We start from the raw sequence: 17,845 nt of genomic DNA, 5'->3' as shown, positions 1-17,845 counted from the left end.
GTGCCTGACACCACTGAAGGTGGTGTCAGGCACCATTTTACTTATTTAGAAGTTCTAAAAAGGAACAAATCGTTAAGATTCCTTTATCAAAGTTTTCTAAGTTAAAGTGTTCGTTTGGAGCATGAAGATTTTCATCTGGTAGACCGAATCCCATTAAAACAACAGGTGCATGTAGGGATTGGTTGAAATCCGATACAATAGGAATGGAGCCACCTTCTCTTTTGTAAACAGGCGATTTCCCATAAACAATTTCATACGCTTCGGCCGCTTTTTGAATCATCGGACTGTCAATCGGCGTTAAAAATGGATTCCCCGTATCTTGTAGCGACACTTTCACCGTGCATCCTATTGGTGCATGTTCTTCCAGATGCTTTTTAATCAATCCTTGAATCTTTTCAGGGTTTTGATTGTGGACTAGTCGGCAGGTGATTTTGGCATGAGCCTCGTTCGGGATGACCGTTTTAGTTCCTTCCCCCTGAAATCCGCCCCATAATCCGTTGATTTCTAATGTTGGCCTGGAGCTGATTCTCTCAGGATAAGGATAATTGTTTTCCCCTCCTGTTAACTCAGTTAATGCTAACGATTTTTTTAACTTTTCTTCATCGAAGCCCAGTGCTTTAATTTGTTCCTTTTCAAATGCGGTTAATTCCACTACATCATCATAAAAATGATCAACATTTACTTTACCATTTGAATCATGAAGAGTAGTAAGCAGCTGTACCAATAGATGGTTGGCGTTTTGAACTCCCCCGCCGAACATACCCGAGTGCAAATCAGAATTAGCGGTTTTAAGGGAAACTTCTAATGCACACAGACCTCTTAATGAATAAGTAATGGCAGGGACGCCTCTGTCCCACATATCAGAATCGGAAATAACGACCACATCACAGGATAATTTTTCTTTATTTTCGGATAAGTATGGCGGAAGATGAGGACTTCCGATTTCTTCTTCTCCTTCGATGCAAAATTTTACGTTTACCGGTAATTTACCTTCTAATTTCAATAGTGTTTCCACTGCTTTGATATGTAAGAACGTCTGCCCTTTGTCGTCGGTTGCCCCTCTGGCAAAGATCTTTTCATCACGGATCGTTGGTTCAAAAGGGGGCGTTTCCCATAAATGAACAGGGTCAACGGGCTGTACGTCATAATGGCCGTACACTAAGACTGTTGGGGCGTTTTCCTGGTGAAGCCAGTCCGCATAAACAATCGGATGACCTTTCGTCTGGACGATTTCAACATGTTCCATTCCAATATTTTCTAATTTATTGGCAATCCATGAAGCCGCTTTTTGAATGTCCTCTTTATGCTCGGATAAGGAACTGATGCTTGGAATCCGGAGCAATTCTTTTAATTCCTCGACATTTTGATTATGTTGATTGGATAACAACTCGGATAATTGACTCATGTTCTCACCTTTTCAAGTTTATTTTCTATTCTTATTTTATACAAAAAGAATGGAGAAAACCCACAATCCGATCTAATTCATATACCGATATTCCCTCAAACTATTCAAAATTGAAATTTCCTGTAATAGTTCTTTACCAATATTCGTTTCTCTTACTTTTTTTCTCACAAGTTCTTTATCCACTACTCTTTTTACCGATAATACATCCGTACCGTCACTTAATACATCTTCTTTTGAATGAAAATGTTTATGAGCCACCAATTGCATACCGTAGGAATTATATAGTAAGGTGTATCCTGCTATACCTGTTACAGATTGATAGGGTTTTGAGAACCCACCATCGATAACAATCATTCTTCCATTCGCTTTGATGGGATTCTCTCCCTCAATTTCTTTCACTGGTGTATGGCCGTTGATAATATGACCCTGCTCAGGGTCGAGATCAAATTCAGCAAGGAGTTTTTTGCAAAGTTCTTCATTCTCTCGTAAGTAATAATAAGGGTTCTTTTTCTCCTTATGCGTTTCCTTATCCTTAATAAAGTACCTTTCAAAGGTGGTCATCGCTCGTTTTCCAAAGAGGGATGAGTATTCTCCGGTCCATAAATACCAAACCATATCTGTTGCAAGGTCATCAGTCATTTCCGGGTGTTCAAAAGAATATCGTAAATTATATTCAAACGTATCAAGTAATTCACGGCCTGCATACGTTTTATTCTCAATCGTCATTTTTTCCATATTTCCTTCTTCATCTAAAGGAATGCAGCCATGAATTAATAAGTTACCGTTATATTTCAAATAAAGGCTGCCTTTTTTCATTAGAAATTTCATATGCCTAGCCAGCTTCTCGGAATGCTGCACGGAAAATAACAATTTTTCTATCACCTGTTTTTCCTCTTCTAATAATTGATCGGGCTGCTCTGGATTAACCGTTGCAAAGCAACTATTTACTAGAGGGTAGGTTTTCCCATATATGGTTATTTCGTTCTTTTCATAATCAATTTTCTCAAGCAATCGCCTTTCTGACATATTAAAATACGGGCGTCTCTTGATGATCGGGATTTCCAGTTTGAATTGAATCATCGCGATTGCTTGATGAATTTTCGTAATTTGCAGTTGTTCATGATCAGATGGACTTTTATCGGAATGGACCTTAGGTCTAAAAGCTGGATTGTCTTCATAGTACTTTTCCGATAGATTAAGTAATGGTCTTAGATTAATTCCATATACGTCTTCAATAATATCCAAATTGTCGTATCTCGCACAAATACGAATAATATTTGCCAGACATACCTTTGATCCAGCAAAGGCACCCAGCCATAGGACATCGTGGTTTCCCCACTGAATATCTACTGAATGGTAACCGATCAGTGTTTCCATAATTTTATCTGGCTCGGGTCCACGGTCGTAAATATCCCCAACTACATGAAGATGGTCGACAACTAATCGCTGTGTCGTATAGGCAAGACCTATGATCAGCTTATCGGCCTGTCCTAAAGAGATAATCTGTTGGACAATTTTTGAATAATAATCATCCTTATTGGTGGAATCATTTTTTTTGTAAAGCAGTTCTTCAATGATATAGACAAACTGATTCGGCAAAGCTTTCCGTAACTTAGAGCGTGTGTATTTAGAGGAGGCAAAAGAGATGAGCATAATCATCCGCTCAATCATTTCTGTATACCATTGATTTAATTCTAATTCATTATAAAAATGATTTTTTATTAACTGAAGTTTTTCTTCTGGATAATAAATTAATGTTGCAAATTCATTCCTTTGGTTTTCCGTTAAGATATATTGAAACAAGTCATTGATTTTCTCTTTTACCTTCCCTGAACCATTTCTTAATACATGTTGAAAGGCTTGATATTCACCATGTAAATCACTAACAAAATGTTCAGTCCCCTTTGGTAGATTTAGGATGGATTCGAGATTAATAATTTCTGTTGCTACTTTTTCTGCACTATCATATTTTTGGGCGAGTAAATCTAGATATTTTGCATTCAAAAAATATGTATCCCCTTTCAGAATTGACTGCGTTTCTCTTATTAACATCATTCATTAATGCTATTATAAAGTATAAATAGTATATATTTGATATAATAATACAAATATTTTATTGTCTTTATTTGCAAAAGAAGGAAATTTGATGGCTGCAATCGCAGAACTTCGCGAAACACATCACTCTTCACCTGCCGTATCGCTTTTAAAATCATATCTTTCGGCTGTAAAAAGCTAGAATCATCTAACCAAACTAACAGCTGCTCTTTCGCATTCATGTTTAAAAAACCAAATCCATTGTCGTCCCAAAACTCAATAATTTCCTTTACATCTTCTACTTTTTGATTATTATCTGTGTCAGGATTTTTGTCTATTTTTGGATTAAAAGCTTCTTGTTGTTGTTTTTCTTTTTTATTTTGATTTTTATTTTCTTTTTCTTTTTGTCCCCCTTCCGTATAACGACTCGTGAACGCATCGTCATGCGCTCCACATTCAAAATCTAGATATGTATCATTTCCCTTCTCCAATAATCGGCCCTTTTATGAAAGCCTAATTTCTAACTTACAATACATAGAAATTAGGCTTTTCATATTTGTGAGTGTTTTATCTTTTTTAAAAATGATTGAATCCTTATAAAACAGATGACGATGATCGATTATATTCGATACCTTGAATGCGCTCCTGATGGGTGTAAACATTAAATCCGTTAGCTCGGATAAAGCCAACCGCCGTAATTCCGAGTTCTTCTGCTAAATCAAGGGCAAGATTGGTAGGTGCAGATTTTGATAGAATAATTCCTACTCCAATCTTGGCTGCTTTAAGTAACACCTCGGATGAAATTCGGCCACTGAAAGCAATGATTTTGTCCTTAAGTGGTATTCGGTTAATCATGCAATAGCCAAAAAGTTTATCCAGGGCATTATGTCGACCGATATCCGTTCGTGATGCCACAATTCCATCCTTCGTACATAGTGCGGCATTATGAACCCCGCCGGTTTGTTGAAAATGTGTAGAGTTTTCTTGCATTTGCTTCATTAACTCACGGCATTGTTCCGGTGTAACCGTCAATTTGGTCATAACCGTTTTCGCTGTCTTTACATCGTTATGAAAGTAAAATTGCCGCCCTTTTCCACAACAAGAACCAATGAATCTCTTCGAATGGAAATCTTTTTGAAGCGAATGTTTACACACAAGATCAACATAAGCAAATCCCGTTTCTTCATCAATATGGATCGATTGAATATCTTGGTAGACTCGAATCACACCCTCAGAAGCTAGGAAGCCGACCACCAATTCTTTCAGTTCAGAAGGGGTACATACCATGGTGGCAAACTCAGTTCCATCTAACATAATCGTTAAGGCAGATTCGACTGCAATGTCATCCTTTTCCTCTATGAAGTTATGTCCATTATACTTTACAATGTTTTGAGAAGTAGTGATTTCCTTTAACAAATGCGGTGCCCCTTTCCATATATATTCTTGCCCTTAACCAACTTCTGTTTCAAGCTCAGCAATCGGCTTTTCTAGATATTGGGTATCTTTACGCGCATGATATCGTTCTGCTTTTTCAACAGTAACCGTGATGTTGTAATCCGGAATGCCGGCAAATTTCTCATACCGACCGCGCGGCAGTAAGTAGTTACCCTCCGGGAAATGAACTTCTAAATTTCCTTTCGCAATATCAACAAATTTGGCCGTACCTTGGAAGACGCCAAATCCGTTATAAACAACAATCCCTTCGCCTTCAGCAATGCTTAATTTTTGCCCATCAACAGGACTCATTAATACATCATAACGACCAGCACCGTTTAACGGATCTACTTCTTTATACACCATCGAGTTAAACTGCTTACCACGGCGAGATGTAATAATAAATTGTTCTGGCTTTTTATTTAAATCCGGAATATCAACCGGAATTAAGGTACCTCTCCCATCTTGAGTTGGACAAATTCCATCTTCACATAACCAAGCACCGCCCCACTGGAAAACGTCTCCTTGCTTTTTCAAATACTGGATGCCGTCGTAATCAGGGTTTGCTATGGCAATTTCCTCACGAATTGTCTGCCCGTCAGCAAAATCGACCAAATGAAACGTTTCTGGTTTTACACGCTTGGCAAGGTCCAGATAAATCTTCCATTCTGCACGTGCTTCTTCAATCATGTTTTTGTTACCAGTAATTTCAGGAGAGAAGTAAACCATCCGTTCTGTTGATGTACTCGTGCCGCCTCCTTCTTGCTCATAACGCGTTTTTGCCGGTAACACGATGACTGCTTCTTTCGCATCAACTAAAGTCGATGTGTTTAAAATAATATCTTGATGAACGCGAATCTCCAGTTCAGATAAGGCTTGTTCAATAAAATCTGGGTCAGGCATCGTTTCTAAGAAATTACCACCAGATAGGTAATATAATTTCACTTTCCGCTCATGATCTTCTGGAAGAACAACGTTTTCTAGTGTGACACCAACTATATCACCCTGCCACTTTGGCAGGTCAAATCCCCAAAGTTTTTCAATTCGCTCTACATTTTTCTCATCCCAGCCTCCGCCAGGTAAAACAAACGGGTCTGCCCCCATTTCTCCGCTGCCTTGAACGCTAGAGTGTCCACGGAACGGCATGAGACCAGCGTGCTTTCGTCCTAAGTGTCCACGAAGCAGTGCCAGGTTTGCTACTTGAGAGATATTGTCAGTTGCAAAGGAGTGCATGGTCAGACCCAGCGCCCATGCATACACCGCATTTTTGCTGTTTGCTAAAAGCTCAGCTAATTCAATGATTCGTTCTTTAGAAACACCTGAAGACTCGATGATGTCTTCCCAAGGTTGTTCTTGGACTTTTTTCTTTAATCCCTCGTAACCGTTTACATGTTCCTCTACGAACTTATGGTTAATCGCTGACCCATATGCTTTTTCCTCCATATCAAACCAATGCTTCATGATTCCATGCATAAAGGCAATATCCCCGCCAATGTTGACTTGATAGAAGTCATCGGCAATTTTTGTACCGAATAATGCAGACTCAGGGTTTGAAGGAATCCAATACTTATCCATCGCTGGTTCACGGTATGGGTTAACAACAATGATTTTGGTTCCTTTTTTCTTTGCTTCAAGCATATATTTCGAAGATACAGGTGATGAGTTCGAAGCGACACTTCCCCAAAACAATAAAACATCTGTTCCAATCCAATCTAAATAATTGGATGTCGAAGCTCCCACTCCAATGGAACGTTTTAAAGCTGTTTTACTTGGAGCATGGCAAATACGGGAAGCGTTATCAATGTGATTGGTCCCAAGAAAACGAGCTACCTTTGCTGCAACATAATAGCTTTCGTTTGTAATCCCTCGAGCGGTTAAATAAAATGAATATTGTTTCGGATCCAACTTTTTCATTTTATCTGCAATTAAATCCATTGCGCCATCCCATGTAATCCGTGAAAATTTACGTTCCCCTTTCCGACGGATCATTGGATATGGAATCCGACCTAGCTTACGAAGTTCACTGCTATCATACTTCCTTAGTTCATCGATATCTGCATGTAGAATTTCAGGCGGAATCGCAGGCATAGTATTTAGCCGAAGCACATTCAAACGTGTGGTGCAAACATGTGGTCCCTCTAATGTTTGGTCATACAACCCTGATACACCGAGTGCACAACCGTCACAAACCCCTTTTGTAATAATACGTGTGGCATAGCCTATATTGTCTTTATTATCCCAAGCAATTTTCATCGTATCGCGGATATGCTGCGGCTTAATCTTTCCTAATCCAAAAGGAATTGGACTAACCCAGTATTTAGGGGCAGGTAACATTGCCTTTTTTTGTGGTCCTGGATGTTGAGTTTTTCCCATTTTCATTTCCTCCTCAATCATGTCAATTGCAATTTTTCCAATAAAAAACCACCTAAGATTATATTCATCCGATAAAACGGACAAATAGCTCTAGGTGGTTAGTCTTTAACAGGGTCGCTGTCAAGTGCCAACAATATGTAGTTGAATGATGTTTTCATTGGGGTTAACTTTTTAAGTTAAACTTTTCCTCAATATCTTGATCAAACACGAAGATTGACATCCCCATGTCGTCTTCAATATCAATATCCACAAAGACACGCATGAATCTTGCACCAAGTAGTTCTTCCATTTCCTGTGGATAGTTTTTTTTATAAATCTCCTTGACCATTTCAGTACGAGCAGATCGTAACATTTGTCTCCCATCTTCCGCTGAAGCAATAAATTTTTCAATAGGAGATAAATTACCTTCTAATTCACAAATTGCCCAGTTCTTACAAAACGTTGTTCGAACTTGACTAGGGCCTTTACCCATATGACGTTTTCGATACGCGCGAACAATGTTACTAAATTCTGCTTCATATTTATTCACATGATTCAACTCACTTGTTTTTACTCAATGTTATCACTATGTTAATGGTGTTTATTCTATAAGTATACTATATAACGGAATAAAAATAAAAACCATTGTAATAGATTCTTTTTAGATTCCTTAAACTAGGCGGAATCCCATTTGAATCATTACAACGGTTCGCCTCAAACAGGTTCGCTGTTACGCACCAACTGTTATAATATTTTACCCTTGTCATATGAGTTAAAAACCTCTTAACCGATCAACAGGTTCGCTGCTTCGTATTAAAAGGGACTCCTATTTTATAATAAAATCGTAAGTTTCACAAATTGTTCACATTTGACAACTTAATCATAACATGGCAGTGAAATCAACACAATAGATAAAATTTTAAATACCATTTGTTCTCGTTCCAACGCCTTATCATGGAGCGGTAAATATGAAATCACGACTGTGTAGATAAAATTATTCATCGCGGATTTCGTTCGATCAGGAGAATCATGAATCGTTTACCACTTCCTTCTTTGTGATCATTCCCACTGCATGCTAATTATTATCTAGCAATTAATTATTCCACGCCACTTTCTAAAATCGTGAAAGTCTTTTTATCACAATTAATTTCCGCCCTTGCTCCATAGGGCAATATAAATTTCGGTTCGGTATGACCAAAATTCAAGTTATATAGGATCGGCAAATCCTCCAAATTAAATTCCTTCATGACTTTTTGAATTTCAACTTTATATTCCTCGTAATATTTCTCGTCTTGCGGTTTACCAAAAATGATTCCATTGGCTTTATGTAGAATTCCTTGTATGGCATAATTTCGCAACCAATACTTAATATTATTTGGTTCCGGCTTTTCTTCAGATGTTTCAAAGAAAAGAATACTATCATTCCAATACTTCTTTTCAGGCCAAAGCACTGTTCCTTTCGCAAACTCTAGTACCTCAATACAACCTCCAATCAGATGTCCTTGTGCTACACCTGAGCCTTGAAGTATCTGATAACCTACATTTTGTCGCATTGCCCGTCGCCGGTTCTTATTCTCTTCTATCCATTCTAAACGTTCACTCGTCCATTCTTTGGCTGGTTGAATTTCGCCAATCATCTCATTTGAAACGAGCGTTCGATTCACCATGTTAATCGTATATGGATCCATCTCAACGTTTTCAGCAAAATCGGTTAATATCGCCGGACCATAAAAAGAAGAAATTCCTGCTTTATGACAAAATAAATGTGAAACAGTTACATCTGAGTAGCCCATAAAAATTTTCGGGTTTTCACGTATAACATCAAAATCAATATAAGGAAGTAAACGAATACTATCTTCTCCACCAATATTTGCAAATATTCCTTTAATGCTTTCATCTTTAAATGCTGTCATCAAATCTTCAGCACGAGCTTGTGGATTTTTATAAAGATAGTCGCTCCCTTTTAAACTATTCGGCATGGGGATCACTTTCAGTCCAAAAACTTCTTCTAATCTCTTCACACCTTGTTCATACCGCCATCTAAATTCTGGATCACCAGCTCCTCCCCAAGAAGGACTTACTGTAGCAACACGATCTCCCGGCAGCAATTTCTTTGGCTTTATTAACATATTTACTCCCATCCTTGTAGCATTTGATTAGCGAAGAATATACAATCCCTCGTAGGTGAAGATCAATTCACCTAGCTTTAATTTCTACAACATTTAATAAATTACCTGCTGTTATTTGACCTACATAGAAGATATAGGGTTTTATAAAGAAAACGGACATGTACTTTTTCAGAAGCATGTGAATATTTAATGAACAAACTAATACCGTGCTCAAATAAAAATGGTATGGAATCTATCTATCAATTAAATGATCCGTTCTCAATCCCGATTGTTGCTACTTCGCAATTATTCTACTTAACAATATTGAATAAACGTATTAGAGCTTCATAATAGAATAGAAATATGCTTTCAATTATACTGATGATTAGGATGCAAAAGATTCTGCCAGAAAGAAGGACTATATATGCTATTTTACGTAATTGCTATCCTCGTTATTGTGATGGACCAGCTTTCTAAATATCTAATTCGGGCCTACATTGACATCAATGAAACATTTACATTGTGGGGAATACAATTCACACATATCGAAAATAGCGGGATGGCAGGAGGTTTATTTCAAGGCTATGCGCGGCTCTTCGGTGTTGTGGCTGTGTTGTTCGTGATAGGTGTTTTATATTTTCGCAAAACCGGAGATATGAAAGGTGCTCTCATCGATAGTAGTTTTGGATTCCTAGTCGGCGGAGCAATTGGAAATGGCATTGATCGACTTTTGTTTGGGCAGGTGACAGATTTTATTATTCGCTCTGGTGGAATTCTTAACTTGGCCGATCATGCTATCGAGATCGGGGGGTTACTGCTTATTATTTATGGAGTCGTTAGCTGGTTGAAAAATAAGCACTAGATTCTCTAGAAATGCAAATGTGAAAATGCTCTTTTACTGTCTTTGCTAAAGTCAAAGGTGGATTATTTTTTTGGTTAAATGACAGTAAGGCTACGATCAAGCTTGCAAATGCAAACGTAATCATGAAGGTTTCATAGTGAATAAAAAAGTGAAAGGCACTTTTTTAATATATAAACATACTATTACTGTTCGCCAGAAATGTTTGTTAAGTTCGTCCCCCCAAAATGACATTATGTTTTTACAGCCCAAAATGTTGTTTTGCCAGCTCTTTGAATTTTACCTTATCAATATTCTCTTTCGTGAGAATCCCGTCAGCCCATTGGGTAAATGTGGTATCCGTTAAGGTTATATTGCCGTTATTTGTAAGTCGAGTTATTAATGGATGTTTGTTAAATGAAGATTTCGGGTGTTCGGTAATAATTGTTTGGATTTCATTTAACTTCGATAAATCTTCAATAGGTTTCTTGGTATCAAATGCATAGCCAATTTTCCAATCTGAATCTTTATGCTTTAATTTCATTTCTAAACAATAGTACCCATATTGTTGATTTACTTTTTTGATTCGAAACTCCCCATTATACGAAGAAATGGTCTCACCGGATATTGGAACGGGTTTTAAAGGTAAATTCCCACCAAAACCCGTGTCAACTAAATAGGTTTGTCCCTCGTGGTTTATAAGAACCGTGACATGCGTCCTTCCAAGTTGATGATACTCTTCGGCAGCATGATTATAAACAACACCGTCTGTTAAGACTGCATTAAACCCATTTTCTAATAGGTAGAAATAGAAAAGTGGATTCAATTCGAAACAAAGGCCGCCTTCGTTTCTTTCCACTATTTTGTTCATTAAGTTTCCCTTTGTAATCTTACGAGATTTGTTTTCAATGATAGTTAAATTTTCAAACGGAATGTTTTGTGCTGTTTTTTCAAGAACCTCGGCTAAATTTTCAAAGGTAATTGTTTCGTTATTCTTAATGCCTATTCTTTTATGAAATAAAGACGTCAGTTTTTGCATTTCTACCCTCCAAGCCCTTTTATTGCTTTATTTTCTAAAATTCCCTTTAAGCGAAAATATAATAATTAACGTCGAAACCTATGATAAATCCCTAGAAATTTATGGTATTGAAATGAATAAAAGCCAGGATAATGAATTTTATCATTAGTACATGATTCAGGACGGATTAGAGATTTCCATAAATTAAAAAGGTAAAAAAAATAACTACAGATTGTTTTACAATTTGAGTCATTTTTTTAGGCCATTATCTTTCCTTTTTATAAAAACGCTCCCCTGTTAGGGGGTTGTAGTACACTCTTGTTTTCTCATTGGTCACTGGGTCAATGTTTATTTCATCTGTTTTTTCAAATCCGGCGGGCACTTTTTCACCCTGCCGACCCTTGAAACGTTTGTCATAAATAAGCACACCTAATAAAATAAAAACAACAACAGCGATGATTTGCAAACCGTAATAGGTGATAATTATCCAAAGTCCGTTCATTACATTTTCTCGACTACGACTGCCGTTCCATATGCAAAGATTTCACTCATATTTTTTCCAGCTTCCCCTGAGTCGAAACGAGTCATAACTACTGCATTGGCACCCATCGCATTTGCATTCTTGATCATCCGGTCCATGGCTTCTTTTCTCGAATCCTCCAGCATCACGGTATATTGTTTAATTTCTCCGCCTACCAAACCTTTTAAGCTCGCCATAATATCCGCACCCAAGCCGCGGCTTCTAACAATTAAACCAAAAACAGGTCCTTTTACTTCGACCACCTTGTAGCCTTGGATATTTTCTGTTGTAACAACTAGCATACAAACACCCCCATCAAACATTCATAAAATATATGAATAGCCTTTACTTCGTAAATGCGCACCCATTATTCCTTATTATACCATTTAAAAAGTGTCAGGCACCATTCAATTATATTTTCCGATTACTTGATCCGGATTTACTAACTTGGAAAACGTCCAACCTGTCAAGAACCGTTCCCATGAGCTTCAATGCACTCATGGCCAACTATTTAGTAACGCTCACTTGTTCAAAAGGCCATGAAGGCAATTGTTTACGAAGAGTCTTATCTTCCCTGTAACCTAAAGCGTACTCACCTTGCATAATCGTATGGATTTCCCTTGTGCCTTCATAGATCACAGGAGCTTTGGAATTTCGCAAAAAGCGCTCAACTGGATATTCATCGGAATAACCATAAGCCCCATGGATTTGAACGGCATCATTTGCAGCATCAAAAGCAGCATTACATGAAATCCACTTAGCAAGAGACGTCTCCTTTGTATTTCGTTTACCCTCATTCTTTAACCACCCTGCTTTAAAAACCAGCAATCTGGAAATCTCAAGATTTGCGCTCATCTTTGCAATCATTTGCTGTACAAGCTGGTGCTTTCCAATCTCTTTCCCAAATGCTTTCCGTTCATGGCAATACTTAAGGCTTGCTTCAAGACTTGCTTCTATTAAACCTACTGCTCCTGCAGCCACTGTAAATCGGCCGTTATCTAGTGCAGACATGGCAATTTTAAACCCTTCCCCTTCTTCACCTAATCTGTTCACAACAGGAACTTTTACATCTGTTAAAAATACTTCTCCAGTATTTCCAGCACGAATACCCAACTTACCCTTGATCGCCTTCGTTTCTACCCCTTCAAAACTACGTTCGACTATAAATGCAGTAATTCCTTTATGCCCTAAATCATGATCTGTCTTGGCAAAAATCAAGAAATGATCAGCAACATCACAAAGAGAAATCCATGTTTTAGACCCATTCAAAATATAGTAATCTCCGTGCCTAGTAGCTGATGTATTCATCGCTGCAACGTCAGATCCCGCATTCGGTTCTGTCAATCCGAAAGCACCAATTTTACGACCTTGTGCTTGGGGGACTAAATACTTTTGTTTTTGTTCCTCTGTTCCCCATTGCATGATCGTCATGCAATTTAGTCCCGTATGAACAGAAACGGCTGTACGATAGGCAGTATCTCCTCGTTCCAATTCCTCACATACAATCGCCAGTGCATTATAATCCATGCCAGCTCCGCCATACTCTTCGGGGATACAGACACCCATTACTTGCAAATCCGCCAATTTTTTCAAAATAGCCGGTTCAAAATAACCTTGGCGATCCCACTCCTGAATATTTGGAATGATTTCCTTATCAACAAATTTTCTAACCATTTCCTTTACACTTTGCTGCTCATCTGTTAATTCAAAGTTCATCATATATATTTCCTCCCTAAATAATATTATTTTGTTTTAATCTCGAAATTTCTTCAGAATTGTATCCAATGCTCTCTAATAGTGATTCTGTGTGTTCGCCAAACAGTGGAGGATGGCGCCTCATAGTTACCGGTGTTGCCGATAACTTCAACGGTGAGCCAGTTAATTGAAGATGATCAATTAATGGATGTTCCATTTCGACAATCATCTCTCTAGCCTTTATCTGTGGATCTTCAAACATTTCAGCGATGGTGTTGATTGGGCCATTCGGAACCCCAGCAGCATCTAATCGTTTTTTCCACTCTTTTTTCGGCTTTTTTGAAAGCAGTTCTTCACAAATAGCCACTAGTTTATCGTTATTCTTTAAACGCTGTTCATTATGAATAAATTCTTCCTTTTCCGCTAATTCCGGTCTACCCAGGACAGCAGCAAATCGCTTAAACTGCTCATCGTTTCCTACGGCAATGACAAGTTCACCGTCCATGGTATTAAACACCTGATACGGGGAAATATTTGGGTGTCGATTGCCCAGTCGTTTTGGAATCACTCCGCTGCATAAATAATTACTTGCCACATTAATTAATGAAGAAATCTGGCAATCCATCAGTGAAATATCAATTTCCTGCCCTTCCCCGGTCTGGTTCCGATGCTGTAAAGCTCCCAATATGCCGATACAGGTATACAGTCCTGTTAACACATCTGCGATCGCCACACCAACTTTTACCGGATTCCCTTCAGGTTCGCCAGTGATGCTCATCAGCCCACTCATTGCTTGAATGATATAATCATAGCCTGGCAAATCCTTATAGGGACCCGTTGACCCAAAACCTGTGATGGAAGCCAAAATCAGTCCAGGGTTTATTGTTTTTAACTGCGAATAGCTTAATCCCATTTTTTCAAGTGTTCCAGATTTAAAGTTTTGAATCACGACATCGCTAGTAAAAGCCAGTTTGGAAAAGATCTTTTTCCCTTCTTCTGATTTAAGGTTAAGTGTCATACTTTGTTTATTCCGATTGGCACATAAATAGTACGCACTTTCTCCATTGACAAAAGGCGGCCCCCAGCCCCTCGTTTCGTCACCTGATGCATAGTGTTCAATCTTGATCACTTCTGCTCCAAGGTCACCGAGAATCATAGAACAAAATGGTCCTGCCAGTACCCGAGAAACATCCAAAATTCGGATTCCATCAAGTGCCCCTTTCACAAAATCACCTCTTTCCGACTACTTATAAAACAAAAAGGAGCCAGCAAAGCAAACAATGAAAAATTCCATTGATTGCTTTACTGACTCCTACTCATAGCTCGTCTTCCGGCGAAGGAAGATCAAGTGAATATAGTCAATTTAATATCATCATTTTTATTACGATCCATCTGGTCATGCAGCAAGGTTTTTGCTGTCACCCAGTTGTTATTCTAACTATATACCAATAATTTGAATTTTTCAACAATTACTTTTCTGTAGATTTTATTTGCTGGTAATGGAGATCTAGATCTTTTAACGCCGCCACCAATGCATTGGCAGCCTTACCTCGATAATACATTTGAAGTGCAGCAATTGCGTCATCGATTCCGTCGTTTAAACTCATCCCCCTTAACACCTGGCCAACAAACCCACGGGCATGTTCAGTAGCCAATGTACAGGAGGCCTCGAGAATGACTCCATATTTTCTATCGACTTCTGCTGTAATCGTCAATGTTTCAAATACACTTTTCGCTGCCATCCCTTGAGGTAACTTTGCATGCCCGGCAATAAACAGAGTTTTTCCATTCATCATCTGAATCCACCTCGCTTTTAAAAAAATGATTTACATTTATTACATGATCTACATTGACTCTATTAATTTGGTTTCTGAGGGAAAACGCCTGACTACCAATTTTCCAATGATGATTTACGGTGGAAAACTTTAAGTCTTGTTAATGTATTCTCCAATTAATTCAATAATCCTGTTGTGTTATTTCAAGAAAGATAAGAGAGTCAGAACAATTTGTATCTTTTTTCATGTAGAACCGTGTCAAGAAATAAATCCACCTTTTTAAATAAAGTGCCAGGCACCTCTTCAAATGGTATCTGGCACTTTATTATTTCATGTCGTATCAAAATGGACGGATGCAGCTCTATTTAATAATAATTCCGATGGCGCACTCGCATATAAATACAACCTATGCATCGGCCTGGTCATGGCTACATACAATAATTTGATGTCTAACTCTTCTTCTCTGTACGATTCTTCCATGGAAAGAATCAATACGGCATCAAATTCCAATCCTTTGGAAAGGTAGGAAGGTAGGATCACAACGCATCCCTTTTTCATATCTTCTTTTTCTTCTAATAGCTGTATTGGAAGACTGCTATTCTCCAGCATTTTATGTATTCGTAAGCACTCTTTGTCTGTTCTTCCAATAATCGCAATCGAGTTAAGTTCTTCCTCTTTGAGTAAATCAATATCATGTTCAAGTATCTTTTTTACCTGTTCCAAATTGCCAGGGTCTATTTTCGTAAAACATGGTTTGTCCCCATGTCGAATGACTGGTTCTACTTTTGGTAAGTCTTTATCCATGATAGAAAGAATGTCATTGGCTAAATGCATAATTTCGACTGTCGTTCGATAACTCTTTTGTAAAGCTTGATAATTAGCATTTGGGAAAATGTCGTTTACTAATGGTTCCCAGCTGTTTAACCCTCGATAGGAATGAATCCCTTGGGCTAAATCTCCCACAATCGTAAACAAATCTGTTTCAAAACCTTCTTTTAGTGCGGCAAATTGGAAATAGCTATAGTCCTGTGCCTCATCAATGAAAACACTTTTCATTTTATATGGTTCTTCAATACCTTCTAATTTTGACTTCATGTAAAATATTGGAGCTAAATCCTCAAGCTCTAGCGCCTTTTTAGCAAAAATCCTTTGACAATAGTTACTTAACCTCTTGCATTCTAACTCGGAAAGCGTTCGAGAATATTTTTGTAACAGTTCAGGGGACGTCATCAATTCCTTATATAAGGTAAAAATATCTTTTTTAACAAAAGGTGCCATATAATTTTTTATCGCTACCTTCGATTCTTGTTCCACCCTACTTATTCTTTTTTCTTTCGAATCCATGAAGCTGACTACTTTTTCCGTTCTTTTTTCTGAATCCAGCCTGCTGCTAAAAAGGAGCTTTTCTAATGCATCGTCATATTTGCTATTAATTTTTGAAAGAATCATCGATTTTTTTATTCTTAAATCATTTGCTAATAGATTTTTGATTTTATCCAATCTCTTATAGATAGGTAAGTAGTGAAATTCATTGATAAATAGTTTTTTGAGTTTCCCCCCTCTCATTAGTCGTGATTTTTCAATCATAAAATCCTCGGAAGGTGCCAAATTAAACTCAATTTCTTTTAAATAGTGGTCAATTAACTCCTTAAAATCCAGCGATCCTTTATAACTAGACACCCATTGAATCCTTTTTGATTTTTCGTTTCCGTTAATGAGCGCCATTAATTTTGAATTAGGAGATATTAATGTTAATTTCTTCCCTAAACAATTTCTCATAAATTCAATATAGGTGGTTTGTTTAATTTTGTTTACCCCTAGATCAGGCAGAACGGCGGAAATATAATCGATAAACAATTTATTAGGTGCAAGGATCATTAATTTTTCTGGAGGAAATCGATATCCAGAAGAGTAGAGAAAGTAGGAAATTCGATGGAGCGCAATGGTTGTTTTTCCACTTCCAGCCGCTCCTTGAACGATAATGGGGTGTTTAAGTGAAGCTCGAATAACTTCATTTTGCTCATTTTGGATGGTCGCGACAATTTCTGTTAAGCGATTATCTGCTTTTCCTGATAAGGATTTCTGTAATAGTTCATCATGTGTGGTTAAATCGATATCTCTAATCTCTTTTAATAGTCCATTTTCGATTTCATACTGCCGCTTTAAAGATAAATAGCCACTTTGCGTTTCTCCATAGGCGTCATAAGTAACATTTCCTAACCGGCCATCATAGTAAACATTTGCAATCGGTGATCGCCAATCGACAATAATTGGAATCTGATTCACACGGTCAAACAGTGAGGCTTTCCCAATATATAAAATCTCTTCTTTGGTGTCACCACTGCTTGTAAAATTGATTCTCGAAAAATATGGTTTCCCGATGACGCTTGCTAACCGTTCCAATTCACTTTCGGCCAATTCTAAATATTGAGCATTCGTTAAAAGGTTCATGTAGCTTAAACTACTGTCTGACGTATCCAGTTCAGCAAAGGCTTCTTTCAAATTCTCGACAAACTGTTCTTTATTTCCCTTCGATATTTCCAGAACGCTTTTAATATATTCCTTAGTAAACTCTAGGCGCTCCACTTCTGTTTGATAATCTTTATGTTCATGAACTGATATTTGTTTTTTCGAGCTCATTCTCTTATCCGTCACCTCTCAATATG

Annotated in this window: 15 protein-coding genes and 1 pseudogene; 1 reads left to right on the top strand and 15 read right to left on the bottom strand. The window is 37.8% G+C overall.

Annotated features, from left to right (window positions below; genetic code table 11):
• Positions 1-37: 37 nt before the first annotated feature.
• The 8 genes and pseudogenes from QF028_RS08390 to QF028_RS08355 all read right to left on the bottom strand — a co-directional run bounded on the left by QF028_RS08390 (position 38) and on the right by QF028_RS08355 (position 9,354).
• Positions 38-1,405 (bottom strand): dipeptidase, encoded by a 1,368-nt coding sequence (locus QF028_RS08390; protein WP_215004017.1) that lies wholly within the window; start codon positions 1,403-1,405, stop codon positions 38-40.
• Positions 1,406-1,477: 72 nt separating this feature from the next.
• Positions 1,478-3,409, bottom strand: a complete 1,932-nt coding sequence (locus tag QF028_RS08385; RefSeq protein WP_410885601.1) for a fructose-1,6-bisphosphatase — start codon at positions 3,407-3,409, stop codon at positions 1,478-1,480.
• A 47-nt stretch (positions 3,410-3,456) separates the two neighbouring features.
• Positions 3,457-3,930, bottom strand: coding sequence for a hypothetical protein (locus QF028_RS08380; protein WP_429464829.1), 474 nt, complete (start codon positions 3,928-3,930; stop codon positions 3,457-3,459).
• Between the two features lie 103 nt (positions 3,931-4,033).
• Positions 4,034-4,855: a formate dehydrogenase accessory sulfurtransferase FdhD gene (gene fdhD, locus QF028_RS08375; RefSeq protein ID WP_429464828.1), complete on the bottom strand. Its 822-nt coding sequence runs from the start codon at positions 4,853-4,855 to the stop codon at positions 4,034-4,036.
• Positions 4,856-4,888: 33 nt separating this feature from the next.
• Positions 4,889-7,246 carry an FdhF/YdeP family oxidoreductase gene (locus QF028_RS08370; RefSeq protein WP_429464827.1) on the bottom strand — a complete coding sequence of 786 codons (2,358 nt, stop codon included), beginning with the start codon at positions 7,244-7,246 and terminating at the stop codon, positions 4,889-4,891.
• Positions 7,247-7,409: 163 nt separating this feature from the next.
• Positions 7,410-7,775, bottom strand: a complete 366-nt coding sequence (locus QF028_RS08365) for a DUF2294 domain-containing protein (protein ID WP_429464826.1) — start codon at positions 7,773-7,775, stop codon at positions 7,410-7,412.
• A gap of 374 nt (positions 7,776-8,149) precedes the next feature.
• Positions 8,150-8,263, bottom strand: a pseudogene (locus QF028_RS08360) (DNA alkylation repair protein); the annotation flags it as partial.
• Positions 8,264-8,322: 59 nt separating this feature from the next.
• Complete coding sequence (locus QF028_RS08355) at positions 8,323-9,354, bottom strand: S66 family peptidase (protein WP_429464825.1); 1,032 nt, start codon at positions 9,352-9,354, stop codon at positions 8,323-8,325.
• A 403-nt stretch (positions 9,355-9,757) separates the two neighbouring features.
• Between QF028_RS08355 and lspA the strand changes: the two genes are divergently transcribed.
• The gene (gene lspA, locus QF028_RS08350) at positions 9,758-10,195 is read left to right on the top strand and encodes a signal peptidase II (protein ID WP_429464824.1); all 438 of its coding nucleotides are present in this window, start codon (positions 9,758-9,760) and stop codon (positions 10,193-10,195) included.
• 238 nt (positions 10,196-10,433) lie between these two features.
• Here lspA and QF028_RS08345 read toward each other — a convergent pair whose 3' ends face one another.
• From QF028_RS08345 to helD, 7 genes are all read right to left on the bottom strand, one after another.
• Complete coding sequence (locus QF028_RS08345) at positions 10,434-11,210, bottom strand: arylamine N-acetyltransferase family protein (protein ID WP_429464823.1); 777 nt, start codon at positions 11,208-11,210, stop codon at positions 10,434-10,436.
• A gap of 244 nt (positions 11,211-11,454) precedes the next feature.
• The gene (locus QF028_RS08340) at positions 11,455-11,691 is read right to left on the bottom strand and encodes a hypothetical protein (protein ID WP_429464822.1); all 237 of its coding nucleotides are present in this window, start codon (positions 11,689-11,691) and stop codon (positions 11,455-11,457) included.
• The gene (locus QF028_RS08335) at positions 11,691-12,011 is read right to left on the bottom strand and encodes a YbjQ family protein (protein ID WP_168244485.1); all 321 of its coding nucleotides are present in this window, start codon (positions 12,009-12,011) and stop codon (positions 11,691-11,693) included. Before QF028_RS08335 ends, QF028_RS08340 begins: the two co-directional genes overlap by 1 nt.
• Before the next feature lie 205 nt (positions 12,012-12,216).
• On the bottom strand, positions 12,217-13,425 hold the full coding sequence (locus tag QF028_RS08330) for an acyl-CoA dehydrogenase family protein (protein ID WP_429472230.1): 1,209 nt from the start codon (positions 13,423-13,425) through the stop codon (positions 12,217-12,219).
• A gap of 16 nt (positions 13,426-13,441) precedes the next feature.
• A complete protein-coding gene (locus QF028_RS08325) occupies positions 13,442-14,629 on the bottom strand; it encodes a CaiB/BaiF CoA transferase family protein (protein WP_429464821.1) in 1,188 nt (395 codons plus the stop codon).
• Positions 14,630-14,873: 244 nt separating this feature from the next.
• Positions 14,874-15,200 carry a DUF3870 domain-containing protein gene (locus tag QF028_RS08320; RefSeq protein ID WP_429464820.1) on the bottom strand — a complete coding sequence of 109 codons (327 nt, stop codon included), beginning with the start codon at positions 15,198-15,200 and terminating at the stop codon, positions 14,874-14,876.
• Between the two features lie 309 nt (positions 15,201-15,509).
• Positions 15,510-17,819, bottom strand: a complete 2,310-nt coding sequence (helD, locus tag QF028_RS08315) for an RNA polymerase recycling motor HelD (protein WP_429464819.1) — start codon at positions 17,817-17,819, stop codon at positions 15,510-15,512.
• Positions 17,820-17,845: the final 26 nt, after the last annotated feature.

Source organism: Neobacillus sp. B4I6 (assembly GCF_050434045.1).
Lineage (GTDB): Bacteria > Bacillota > Bacilli > Bacillales > Cytobacillaceae > Neobacillus.
Note: the sequence above shows the minus strand (reverse complement) of the source record. Positions and strands in the feature narration are given on the sequence as shown.